At 39.0% G+C, this 12500-nt stretch carries 10 protein-coding genes; 8 read left to right on the forward strand and 2 right to left on the reverse strand.

From position 1 onward, the window contains the following. From AC1DPQ_RS04830 to AC1DPQ_RS04850, 5 genes are all read left to right on the forward strand, one after another. Nucleotides 1-2073, forward strand: a 2073-nt coding sequence (locus AC1DPQ_RS04830) for a TonB-dependent receptor domain-containing protein (RefSeq protein WP_477608188.1), incomplete at its 5' end; no start/stop codon positions are given. A 381-nt stretch (nucleotides 2074-2454) separates the two neighbouring features. Next, nucleotides 2455-3756, forward strand: coding sequence for an autotransporter outer membrane beta-barrel domain-containing protein (locus tag AC1DPQ_RS04835; protein ID WP_477608190.1), 1302 nt, complete (start codon nucleotides 2455-2457; stop codon nucleotides 3754-3756). A 95-nt stretch (nucleotides 3757-3851) separates the two neighbouring features. Beyond that, entirely contained in the window at nucleotides 3852-4946 is a 1095-nt protein-coding gene (locus tag AC1DPQ_RS04840; protein WP_477580593.1) for a hypothetical protein, read from the forward strand. Nucleotides 4947-5121: 175 nt separating this feature from the next. Then, complete coding sequence (locus tag AC1DPQ_RS04845) at nucleotides 5122-6561, forward strand: inorganic phosphate transporter (protein ID WP_477608192.1); 1440 nt, start codon at nucleotides 5122-5124, stop codon at nucleotides 6559-6561. 32 nt (nucleotides 6562-6593) lie between these two features. Continuing rightward, the gene (locus tag AC1DPQ_RS04850; protein WP_477580597.1) at nucleotides 6594-7415 is read left to right on the forward strand and encodes a universal stress protein; all 822 of its coding nucleotides are present in this window, start codon (nucleotides 6594-6596) and stop codon (nucleotides 7413-7415) included. 341 nt (nucleotides 7416-7756) lie between these two features. On the opposite strand, the gene AC1DPQ_RS04855 is transcribed toward AC1DPQ_RS04850, so the two are convergent. Next, nucleotides 7757-8077 (reverse strand): hypothetical protein, encoded by a 321-nt coding sequence (locus tag AC1DPQ_RS04855; RefSeq protein WP_477608194.1) that lies wholly within the window; start codon nucleotides 8075-8077, stop codon nucleotides 7757-7759. 223 nt (nucleotides 8078-8300) lie between these two features. Here AC1DPQ_RS04855 and AC1DPQ_RS04860 point away from each other — a divergent pair, with 223 nt between their 5' ends. Continuing rightward, nucleotides 8301-8546 carry a CBU_0592 family membrane protein gene (locus AC1DPQ_RS04860; RefSeq protein WP_477580603.1) on the forward strand — a complete coding sequence of 82 codons (246 nt, stop codon included), beginning with the start codon at nucleotides 8301-8303 and terminating at the stop codon, nucleotides 8544-8546. On the opposite strand, the gene AC1DPQ_RS04865 is transcribed toward AC1DPQ_RS04860, so the two are convergent. Continuing rightward, on the reverse strand, nucleotides 8518-9141 hold the full coding sequence (locus AC1DPQ_RS04865) for a TetR family transcriptional regulator (protein WP_477580601.1): 624 nt from the start codon (nucleotides 9139-9141) through the stop codon (nucleotides 8518-8520). The genes AC1DPQ_RS04860 and AC1DPQ_RS04865 overlap by 29 nt on opposite strands. Nucleotides 9142-9334: 193 nt before the next feature. Between AC1DPQ_RS04865 and AC1DPQ_RS04870 the strand changes: the two genes are divergently transcribed. Next, complete coding sequence (locus tag AC1DPQ_RS04870) at nucleotides 9335-10102, forward strand: carboxypeptidase-like regulatory domain-containing protein (protein WP_477608196.1); 768 nt, start codon at nucleotides 9335-9337, stop codon at nucleotides 10100-10102. Between the two features lie 26 nt (nucleotides 10103-10128). After that, a partial coding sequence (locus tag AC1DPQ_RS04875; RefSeq protein WP_477608198.1) for a SusC/RagA family TonB-linked outer membrane protein occupies nucleotides 10129-12500 on the forward strand: 2372 nt, incomplete at its 3' end.

Here is a 12500-nt window from a genome sequence, read left to right on the forward strand (position 1 = left end):
GACCGTACCATTTCACCCAATAATACCCTTACAGATGAGCAGTATAAGCAAAAGCTGATTGCACAGAGCCAGAAGTTTACCAAAGATAATTTTACGATGTATAAATATAAAACTGCCCCATCGCAAAACTATCAGTTTACTATTGGGAAGATAATTGGTATCGATACCACGAATAACAAAAAACTTGGTTTTACCGCATCTTTAAATTATCGCAACAACCAGAACATCAATACAATTGAACAGCAAACCAGAAGCGACTGGAACCCCAATACAACCAACACTGGTGCCAAATACATGTTCAATACCACCCTTGCAGCAATGATCAATGTGGGTTTACAATTGGATAAAAACCGATTCAGTTTCCGCAATACCTATACGCATATCTACAACAACGATCTTGTCCGAACCATTGGTTATGACACTGACGAAGGTGGAAATTTCTTTGCTGCTGGCTTAAAACCCAACAGAATTATAGAAGCAGACGATCCTACCTATACAGATTTGTCACAAAATAAGCTGAACGGTCAGCACCAGGTTGGAAAGGTAAAGTTAGAATGGAATTTATCCAGAACATCTATAGACCGGAAAGAAAAAGATCTTGGCATTGCTGCACAGAACTTAAAAAAAGTAGGTAACGATTACGAATACTTTTATGGAGCGAGCGCACAATCAGAAGGTTATATAAAACCCACTTCACGCCATAACTATAGTAATAATGAACATCATTTTTCGTGGAATGGAGATGCCAGCATACCATTTAAAACCGGGCCATTAAACAACAGCTTCAAAACAGGTTATTTTGGTATACATAAGGAAGGATCGTTAAACTGGCAAATTGCATCATTGGTTCAAAGCCCAACAATAGCCGATAGTTTAAGGTATATCCCAATTGCCCAAATGATTGATCCAGCAAAAATTGGTAATAACGGTTACAATTACTATATAAACAATTATTTTCTAAATGGCTATAAAGGTAAAAGCATTACACAGGCTGGCTATTTGATGCTGGATAACCGCCTTGCCGAAAAACTGCGCCTGGTTTGGGGCGTTAGAGCCGAATATTATAAATACACCGAATTACGTAATGATATTAATGTAAGGGGAGCAAGTTCTTTTGCGTTGCCATACGAAAAGAAATGGAGGTGGTTACCATCGGCCAACCTTACTTATAGCCCAACCAAAGCGATCAATATTAGGGCTGCTTTTTCTAACACAACCATCAGACCTGAGTTAATGGATAACAGTCAGTTTTTCAGGTATGATCCTATGTTCGATGCGCAGTTTGGTAATCAAGGATTAGTGAGTACACAAATTAAAAATTACGATTTTAAAGTAGAATGGTTCCCAGGGTTAGGTGAAATCATTTCGGCTAGTGCCTTTTACAAGCGCTTTGATAAGCCTGTTGAAGTTACTTTTAGTTTATCGAACGGAAATAGTGGTTTTTACTACATCTTAAATTCTGATGAAGCTAAAGTTTATGGTTTAGAATTCGAACTCAGGAAAAACCTTGGCTTTATTACCAGCAATCCGTTTTTATCACGCATTACCCTTTATGGCAATCTCACTTTGCAAACTGCCGATGTTGTAGGTACTTATAAAGCAGCTGGGCCTGATGGAAACGAAATGGTTGTAAATACCAAAGTAAAAAGAAATATGTACGGGCAATCTCCTTACCTCATCAACGCAGGTTTACAGTATTTGGATGAGCATTTTGGGTTTAATATTGCCTACAATAAATCAGGGCGGAAAACAACACTTGTTAGTGCAGAGCTTAACCGCATCGAATACGAAAACCCGAGAGACCAGATTGACGCACAGGTGAGTTATAAATTTTATAAAAAAAGGTTCGAGGTAAAGGTAAATGCGGGCAATCTGCTTAATAAAGCATCGGTTATTTTCAGAAATACAGGAAGCTATGAGCGTAATCCCGATTATGTTCCCGGAACGGCTGACTATAGTAATTTAAACCGCTTAAAACCCGGCTTTACAAACAAATTGGAAGATGGCGATCAGGTCCTGTTCTCTCAAAAATTCGGCCGTACATACAGTACCTCTATTACCTACAATTTTTAAAACTACCATGAAAAACAGTATAAATAAGGTTAAACCAGTTAATCAGAAAGGAGGAACGAAGTTTCCTGCATAGCCATAAAAAAACGAAAGGTTGTACCAGAACCCTTCGTTTAAACCGATCATTTCTAGTGGAACGGCAATCCAGGATAAACCTGAAATATTTAAAAAACCTACTGTTAAAAGCCAAGGGCGGCTAACAGCTCTTCTTAGTTATCAATAAAGAAATACTAAGATATAAAAAACATCCTATTTAGCGATATGTAGGCCTTTATTTCCATAAAAAAGAAGGAATTATCTGCCCTTACCTCTAAATAACGAAAAAAATCAACCTAAAAAACATGGATCCTACCTATAAGATCCTATGAAAAACAAAAAACGAAAATGAAAAATTTCAAAAATTTAATCGGTCTTTTATCAATTGTTGCTGTTTCTTTTACAGCTTGTAAAAAAAATGAAGGTGGTTCTCCTGCATTTGGCAACCGCAGCACTTCAGCCGCAGATTATTCACAATCATCATTACCTGTTGTAGCCGTTAGCGGAGACATTACCAGCTCTGTTACCTGGACCCCAGGAAATGTTTACGAAATTAGTGGTGTAGTAACGGTTAGAAACGGTGCAACATTAACCATCCAGGCTGGTACTTATATCAAAGCATCAGTTAATACTCCTGGTGTACAGAACGGTGTATTGGTTATTGCAAAAGACGGTACCATTAATGCTGTTGGTACAGCTAACGATCCGATTGTATTCACCAGCCGTTACCTTTTAGATGGTGATGCCAGCACAACAGGTAAACCTGGTGATTTTGGTGGTACCATTATTTTAGGTAATGCAACGATCAACGTTGGTGATAAACTGATTGAAGGTTTAGCTAACGAATCTAAATTCCATTACGGAGGTTCTGACGATGCCGATAACCGTGGTACCTTCCAATATGTACGTATTGAGTATGCTGGTTTCCAGTTGGCTCCAAACGTTGAGGTTAACGGTTTAACTTTAGGCGGTGTAGGTAGCGGTACAACTATCGATCACGTACAGGTTTCTTACGGTCTTGATGATGGATTCGAATTTTTCGGTGGTACAGTTAACGCAAGCAATTTAATTGCTTTAGCTTCTGATGATGATCAATTTGATTTCGACAATGGTTTTACAGGTACATTAAGTGATGCAGTAGCCATTGCCGATAAAAATTCAACCCACAGTACAAGTGGTGGTAACAGCGATTCTAACGGTATCGAATCTGATAACAATGCGACTGCAGAAGATGCTACATTTAGCCYAACCCCTAAAACACACCCAACTTTAATTAACGTAAGTATATTCGGAACTGAAAATCCTTCAGGTATTGCCGGTTTAGGTTACCGTAACGGTATCCGCGAGCGTAGAGGTTCTGAAGTTGATTTGATCGATGTAATTGTTTCTGGTTACAACACAGGTATCGCATTTGATGCAGATGCTCCAGCCGGTGTTTCAAGTATCAGTACTACATCTGTTCATGGTTTCGTTAACGCAATCACTACAGCATCTGGCACTTACGTTGATGGTGGTGGTAACTCATTAGTTGTTAACCCAACCAATGCAAGTTATTTTGGTGTAAGCCAACCATGGTACAACACGCCAGGTTCTCCAGCTACGGTTACTTTACCAACCTGGTCAGCTGGCTGGTCTAAACTTGTATTCTAATTTTTTTCTCTCTTAACACAAAGAGGCTATACCCTAGGGTATGGTCTCTTTATTATAAAAACAGGCAACTGTTTTTAAATGTAATGACACTTTATATGAAACTAAAAATTTTTACCCTTTTCTTTCTTTCTACTCTTGCAGTCTTAAGTTTATCTTGTCGCAAAGCAGAACTCCTACAGCCAGAACCAGTTAAAATTATCCAGCTAAGCATTAGTGGGACAACCAGTGTTGAGCTCGAATACCTATATAAAGACAGTATAATAGCTACTCCGCCCGCAGGTGGCATCAGTTTAAAAACCTTGCTTGCCGTAAAAGACCAGAATGCCGTTTTAAAGATCAGAAAAAAGGGTACTTCCGAAATATTGCTTACCAGAACCATTATGGCTACTCCATTCGATCAGAATATTAGCCTGTTTTATGATGGGACCAAAATATATAACAATGCCATTTCATTAAGACTTAAAGGCTATGCACTATCTGGCGAACTCGAATTCCTGTTGGATGGGACTCTATTTTCTTCAGGTAATGGCGCCATAGATAAATTATCTTCCGTCCTGATTGATAAAGGTACTACAAGAGAAATCACCGTCCGCAAAAAAGGAGAAACTGCTATTCTCTTAACCAAAACAATCGAATCGGTCACGGCACAGCAAAATATCGGCTTCTTTTTTGATGGCATTAAAATAGTCGATAATGTAAAAGTTGATCCACCTGTTAATCTTGCTAACATGATGCTGACAGCTAAATTTGAAACTACATTTCCGAATCAATTTAAAAATGTTGATGTAGACCTTGTTTTCTATACCAGGCTTAAAACTGCATCGAATACAACTGCCGGAGCAAAAGTAACACCCGAGCTTAGATTTACCTTACCTAAAAATGGATCTTTTAATTCGATAGAACTACCTCCTTTACCAGGGACAAATTATATTTACAGTTTTGATATTGTTGAAAAAGGAACCAATACCGAGCCTTATACTCCTGGTACTCCTTTAGTGCTTAATGGTTATACGCTAAAGCCTAATGAGGGTAGAATCACTGCAGCCTTTGCTGAAAACGGGATAAATTTTGAAGCAGGAAAATCAAAGTTATTTGTAATTGCAGATGCCAGAACAGCTGTTACCACTCCAACCAGATCTATTTATGTATCAGGTGGAAGATTAACAGATCTTTCTCAGTATTTTCAATAGGATTTATATTTATTTTATAGAAAATGGGGAAAACCAAGCAATTGCACTAGGTGTTCCCTTTTTCTTTTATTACAATTTGCGCATTAACCTATTGATAACAATCATTTAACCTACAACACGATTTAAATCAGCTACTTATTCATTTATTTGAATAGCGCAGATACCGTTATCTGCTATGGATATCCAAACTGATCTTATGCCGTCGTTCTGCAACATCATTCCCTTTCTGGGAAACACCGATTTAAGTACTCCTCTTGTCATCATTTTTATAATCTGCTTACTTGCCGTGGTTGGTTTCGAATTTGTTAACGGTTTCCACGATACGGCCAATGCGGTAGCTACAGTGATTTATACCAAAGCACTTAGACCTGTTATCGCTATTCCATGGTCGGGGTTCTGGAATTTTATGGGTGTATTTACCGGTGGGATTGCCGTAGCCATGGGCATTTTAAAACTTGTTCCATTAGATGCCTTAATGAACCTTCCTATTGGCGTGGGTGCTGCTATGGTATTGGCCGTTTTACTGGCCTCAATCGCATGGAATCTGGGTACCTGGTATTTGGGTATCCCCTGCTCGAGTTCGCACACTATGATAGGCGCTATGATTGGTGCTGGCCTGGCCTTTACCTGGTACTACGGAGGTAAAGGCGTAAACTGGGGCAAGGCCGAAGAAATTGGCTTATCGTTAATTTTATCGCCCATTATTGGTTTTGGACTTGCCGTTTTGCTGATGTACTTTTTAAAACATACCGTAAAGTATCATGCGCTTTTCCATATCCCACACGGTGAAAACGACCGTCCTCCTTTACTCATTAGGGGCTTACTCATCACCACTTGTACCTTAGTTAGCTTTTTCCATGGCAGTAACGACGGACAAAAGGGTGTTGGTTTGCTTATGCTGATCCTGATTGCTTTTTTGCCTGCAAAATTTGCAGTAAATCACCATATCCCGAATGATAAAGTACTTTTCCAATTGAACCAAACCGAACAGGTACTTCAAAAAACAGCAGCGCTTAATCAGGGCAAAAGATTGGATATTAATACACTGGTAACTAAAATAGATAAGGCTAAATTCCACCTGTCGCTAAAAAATGAAACAGATAAAAAAAATACCTATCTTTTCCGTAAGCAGATAGAAGAAGTAATTGCTTCGGTAAAAGTAGTAAGGACAGATAAAACACTGATAATTAACAAAGCAGACGATCAGCTTCTTGCTGATAATACTACCGAATTAGCTAAAGTGGTTGAGTTTGCACCTTTATGGGTTGTACTTTTAATTTCCATTTCACTGGGCCTTGGCACCATGATCGGTTGGAAACGTATAGTGGTTACCATTGGCGAGAAGATTGGAAATGAACATTTAAATTATGCTCAGGGTGCAACTTCTGAAATTGTAGCCGCATCTACCATCGGTTTAAGTACCGCCTTCGGATTACCGGTAAGTACCACACATGTACTATCGAGCGGAATAGCCGGTGCCATGGTGGCCTCTGGCGGAAAAGAAAATTTAAACAATAATACCTTAAAAAATATTGGCTTAGCCTGGATACTTACTCTGCCGGTATCGATCGTTTTAGCCATCTTGTTATTTATGCTTTTTCATTTGTTTATCTAACCTCTTTCAAATCCCATTTTATCCTTCAAAAAATGAAACAGATACTTGTAGCAACAGATTTTTCGAGAAGTGCAGGAAATGCCCTGGCTTACGCTTTGGCTATGGCAAAAACATTAAAAATGGAGGTTGTGGCCATCCACGCCATCCACCCTACCGAAGGCATAAACAACAGTACCTATAATGCCATTTTTATCGAATCCTATTACGAAAACAAAAGGATCGCCTTAAAAGAATGGGCCGAAAACATTAAAGCAAAAGAAAACCACACTGATATTAAATTGGAAACTAAATGCGATGTTGGTTTTTTAAGGGCAGTAATTACCAATCATACCGAAAACAATCCGGTAGAACTTTTGGTAATGGGCATTACCGGGGCAACCGGCATTAGTGGTATTGTGGGTAGCAACGCTAGTATGGTGGTTACTAAAATGAGAATCCCAACGCTAATTGTTCCTTTAGAAAGCAGTTTTACAAACTTCCCGATTATTACACTGGCCACAGACTATGAAACCGTTTTATCACCTAAAGATATTACAGCACTGAGCGAACTCTTAAAAGCTTCGGGTACAAGAAAAATGCAGGTACTTTATGTTGCTGAGAAATCGGATGAGGTACATATCCAAACCGGAGAAAAAAGAATTAGAGCGTTACTTCCAGATACAGAAATAGAATTTAACTACATTATGGACAGTAGTGCTCCAAACGGTATTATGGATTTCATTAAAAACAACCACACTGATATACTTTGTTTAGTTAAACATCACCACAATATTATTTACCGGTTATTTACCAGTAGTACGGTTAATCAGGTATTAAACAAATCAGTAAAAGCAATCCTGGTTTTACACGAATAGATTTTTATCGGCTGATTTGATGTGATTTTCTTCCAAGTACCCAGCGGTTACGCATGCAGCGGTAACACCTATAACGTTTCACGGGTAACCAGAATAACAGGGTTTTCATCATAAATGTCCGTGGAATTCTTTCCATATCCGATTTATCACCCTTACCACATGGGCATACGCCTTGAAAATGGTCGTTGCCGATTGAATCGATTGCTGCTGTCATGATACAAAAAATTGAAAACTTATACTAACCATATAGATAACCAAAAATACAGTGCTAATGTTAATATAAAATAACCTGTTCAATACCAAAACAGGTTTATCACCTCAGTATCAGGGAATTTTCGCAGTTATTTCCTGATCCTTCTATAAAACCTGGCTATTTTTTTAGCATCTTTTTTAAATGTTTCGAGATAATCTTCTATTTCCTTCTTCGATAATGTTTCGATCCTTGCTTTAACCGCATGCTTAAAACTGCCCACTGCAAGTAGCTGGTTTTTACTATCGCGAAATTTCACATTAGGAAAAAGCTCTGTAATATGACGTTTATTCCTTTCCCTAATTTCGTTCAGTTTGGTAAAAGATTTTGAATTTGTATCGCTATTTAAATCTGTAAGCGAGTTATAATAATCATAATCATTAATGTAATTGATCACGCTGAGGGTAACCATGTTCAAATCCATATTTACTTTTGTTTCAGCTAAATATAACAGTTTGTGTTTAAAATACACAGTGCTGTTTAAAATATGTGACGCAGCAAACAAATCTATTTCAGCAATTATTTAGGCTGCAAAAATCTAAACCAAAGTGATTTTTTGCCCGCTGATTCCTATAGATGTAATCACATTATTTCATAGCTTTACTAGCAAACAATACAACATGATGAATTTAGTGATGTCAATTATCGGATGGTCTGGAGTGCTATTTTGTACACTTGGGTACCTTTTTTTAAGCATGAAATTAATCCGTGCCGATTCTCTCTCTTTTCAGGCACTTAACATACTGGGTGGTTTATGTTTAGCTATAACTGCGTTAGACACCCACGATCTACCAAATGCCGCAGCAAATGTGCTCTGGATGTCTATTGGTTTGTATGCTTTAAGCAGGCAGTTTAGCAAACGGGAGCAGAAACAGCCTTAAGGGGTGGTATAGAAAGAGCATCATATGCCTTTTGTTTATAATACGCTAAACGATCTAAATATGCTTTTTTATCGCTTTCCATTGAAAGGTAAAAATATGCACCATCAACCAGTACAAAAATAAAATCAGCGGCAACCTGAGGGTTCTCCACATGTGTAATATCCTGTTCGTTGCACTGTTCAATCATTAAAGCTAGACCATTGCGGAGGGCATCCAAAATAAGTTTATACTTCAACTTGATCTTTTTCTCCCTGAATGCCAAAGCATAAAAGGTATAAAACAATCCATCATCAAAAAGCAGGTTCCATTTTTTAGAAAACAGCATTTCAATAGTGCCCTGTAAATCATCTAGTTTTGCTTTCCCTTTGTGCTTTATCGTATAAATCAATAAATACCGATCGAGTATATGATCGATCAGTTCATAGGTAAGTCCTTCTTTGGTTTCAAAATAATGAATAATAAGGCTTGGGTTAATATCCATCACCTTTGCAATCTTCGCAATAGAGGTATTTTCGTAACCCTCTTTCTTGGCCACCTGGTAAAATACCTTAATAATTTCCAGTCGTCTTGTCTCTTTTAGACTTTTACGTCCCATCGTGCAGTTAATTTAATTAGGCAAACTAATCAAAAGTAGTTGTATTCTGCAAATTTATTTTTCTTAATAGATTGAATGAACATTCAATTAATATATTAATTTAGTCTTAACTTAACTTTAATATGATATGTTCAATTTAGCGCCGCTGAAAAGTGCTTATCATTCCAAATCAAACAACTAAATAATAAGAAAAATGAAAAAAAAGCTATTCTGGATGTTCACGCTGTTGATCCTATCCGCTAGTGGCTTTGCTCAAGGGATCGCCATTAAAGGTGTGGTCTCTGACGCAAAGACGGGCGAAACGCTCCCTGCCGTAAACATTACTGTAAAAGGCACAAACCTGCACATCGCTACCAACAGTAGTGGTGTTTACACCTTAAGCAGTGTAAAACCTAATGCCACCCTTATTTTTTCCTACATCGGCTACAAGCAGCAGGAAATTGCCGTTGCTGGAAGAACAAAAATCGACGTTTCTCTATCTCCTGACTTTGCCAACCTCGATGAGGTAGTGGTAGTTGGGTTTGGAACCAAGAAAAAAATCAATGTTGCCGGCGCAATTGATCAGATCTCTGGCAAGCAGCTCGAATCGAGACCGGTAACCAACGTATTGCAGGGTTTACAGGGTATCAGTCCTGGGTTGAATATCACTTATGCAGGTGGTGCGCCGGGCAGTGTACCCAACATCAACATCAGGGGATATACTTCTATTAACGGTGGCTCGCCATTAATTGTTATTGATGGTATTCCTGCTACAAGCAATGACGATATGTTACGCTTAACCCCTTCTGATATCACTTCGTTTACAATATTGCGTGATGCGGCATCGGCAGCCATTTATGGAGCACGTGCCGCATTTGGCGTAATTTTGATTACCACTAAACAAGGTGCTGCAGGCAATAATGTAATTAGCTACAATACCCGCAATCTTGGGGAAAACCAACCCTATTACCTAAACCAGTAACCGATCCTTATATTTTTTCGAGGGTTTTGGAAACCTCTACGGATAATACCCCATGGGATTATGTGAATTATAACGATGAGTATTACCGCTGGGCAAAGGAACGGTCAGATAATCCTTCCATAGCCGATACCCGGTTAAACCCAACCGATCCTACCAAATGGGCCTATATGGGTAGCAACGATTGGTACAATTACTTTTTCAATAACTCGAGTTTATCTAAAAGCCATACCCTTACCTTTTCTGGTGGAGCTGCCGTAAACGAAAAACCATTAACCTATTACCTTTCAGCAGATTACAGCAGAGATAACGGACTAAACAAACTTACTGCCGATTATTGGGACCGTTATGGACTAAGGTCAAAAGTGGGTTTTTCTCCGCTTTCGTGGCTTAAAGTTGATAATAACCTGAATATTTATCAGACCAAAAGAGCACTTCCCAACGGAAACATTACCGATCTGTATTACCTCATGCCTACCGATGTGGCTAAAAACCCTGATGGTACCTGGGCAAATACCGCTGCTGGTAAATTGGCTGCAAAACTTGTTGATGGAGGGAACAACCTTCAAAACATGTTTGGTTTCCAGAACATTACCAGTGCTACAGCCTTATTTTTAAAAGGCGATCTTCAGGTAAATGCTGATGCATCTTTTAAACGCGAGCTTTGGAAAACACATAACGATAGTAAAAAATACAAAATTGGCTATGGCCCAAATGATATCCGCGAAGAAGGTGGAAACGGTTCAGTAACCGAAAACAATGGCTACCTGTATAACAATGCATTTAATATATATAGCACGTATAAAAAAACGCTAGGCGATCATTTCTTCAGTGCAATGGTAGGTTTTAATAGCGAAGATTATAGCTATTCTACTGTAAACGCAAGTAAAGATATCCTTATTTCTTCTTCTCTGCCATATTTATCGCTTACCAGCGGTACGGCTACAGCCAGTGCGGGCTATTCGGCTTATGCAACCAATAGTGCGTTTTCGAGATTAAATTACACCTACAAAAACAGGTACATCCTGGAGGCTACCGGAAGGTATGATGGTTCATCACGTTTTCCGATTGACAGACGCTGGGGATTTTTCCCTTCGGCATCGCTTGCCTGGATAGTGAGTGGCGAAGATTTCTTTAAGTCACTTTCACCTGCAATATCTACCTTCAAATTACGTACCTCATATGGCGATCTTGGAAATCAGAATGTGGGCGATTTTGGCTATATCCAATCTCTTGTACCAGGCACTTCAGGTTATTTAATTGGTGGCAATGGGCAGAACCAGGTAATTAATGGGGCTCCGGGACTAAGCGTTGATCCTCAAACCTATACATGGGAAAGGGTTTCTACCTTGAATATGGGTACCGATATTGGCCTATTGAATGATAAACTTTCTTTAACTTTCGATTATTATATCCGCGATACCAAAGGCATGCTTACTGCAGGACAAGAACTACCAGGTGTGTTGGGTACCGGTGTACCACGTCAGAATTCAGCCGATCTACGCACCAAAGGATGGGAACTTTCGGTAACCTATAGAGACAGGTTTGATCTCGGTTCAAAACCTTTCAGCTTTGATGCAAAAGTATTCCTGGCCGATTCTAAAGCCAAAATTACCAAGTTCAAAAATGATCAGAACCTATTTTCAAATTACCGCGAAGGACAAGTTCTTGGAGAAATTTGGGGACTACAGAATGATGGCGTTTTCCGTAATAAAGCGGAAATTGCCGCTTTAGATGAATCTGCACTTATACCTTGGGGAGCCCTTTCTATTGTTGAGGGATGGCCAAAATATGTAGATCTTGACGGGAACAAAAAAATAGAAAAAGGACTGAGTTCAAACGATCCAAAAGATTTAAAAATCATTGGAAACAGCTCTGACCGTTATACCATTGGTGCCAACCTGAATATGGATTGGGGTGGATTCGATCTTTCTGTGTTTTTGCAAGGCGTATTAAAAAGAGATTTTTATCCGCACCATTACCTTTTCTGGGGTCCTTATCAACAGCCATATGCTAACGTTTACCCTTGGAACCTTGATTTTTACCGTGGAACAGCTGATTCGCCAGAACAAAGGGCTAAACACTCTGCGTCATATATTGCTGCCGGACTTGCTGATGCCAATACCGATTCGCAATACCCGGTATTGCAATCGTGGCTTGCTGATGCCAATTATGGATCGGGTTTAGATATCCCCCAAACTAAATATTTGCTAAATGGTGCTTACCTGAGAATCAAAAATGTATCGCTTGGTTATACGCTACCGGTTCAATGGACCAAAAAATTCCATGTAAACCGTCTTCGTGTATTTGTTACAGGAGAAAACTTATATGAGTTTTCTTCAATCAAGAAGTTTATCGACCCGGAAGCGGTTAATCAAGGACCAAGTGCCTGGGCATACCC

The sequence above is a fragment of the Pedobacter sp. 01T416_2 genome (assembly GCF_056398925.1).

Bases quoted from the DNA above. Each gene is read 5' to 3' on its own strand.
- AC1DPQ_RS04840 (WP_477580593.1), top strand. From the start codon at position 3,852: ATGAAACTAAAAATTTTTACCCTTTTCTTTCTTTCTACTCTTGCAGTC.
- AC1DPQ_RS04845 (WP_477608192.1), top strand. From the start codon at position 5,122: ATGGATATCCAAACTGATCTTATGCCGTCGTTCTGCAACATCATTCCC.
- AC1DPQ_RS04850 (WP_477580597.1), top strand. From the start codon at position 6,594: ATGAAACAGATACTTGTAGCAACAGATTTTTCGAGAAGTGCAGGAAAT.
- AC1DPQ_RS04855 (WP_477608194.1), bottom strand. From the start codon at position 8,077: ATGGTTACCCTCAGCGTGATCAATTACATTAATGATTATGATTATTAT.
- AC1DPQ_RS04860 (WP_477580603.1), top strand. From the start codon at position 8,301: ATGTCAATTATCGGATGGTCTGGAGTGCTATTTTGTACACTTGGGTAC.
- AC1DPQ_RS04865 (WP_477580601.1), bottom strand. From the start codon at position 9,141: ATGGGACGTAAAAGTCTAAAAGAGACAAGACGACTGGAAATTATTAAG.
- AC1DPQ_RS04870 (WP_477608196.1), top strand. From the start codon at position 9,335: ATGAAAAAAAAGCTATTCTGGATGTTCACGCTGTTGATCCTATCCGCT.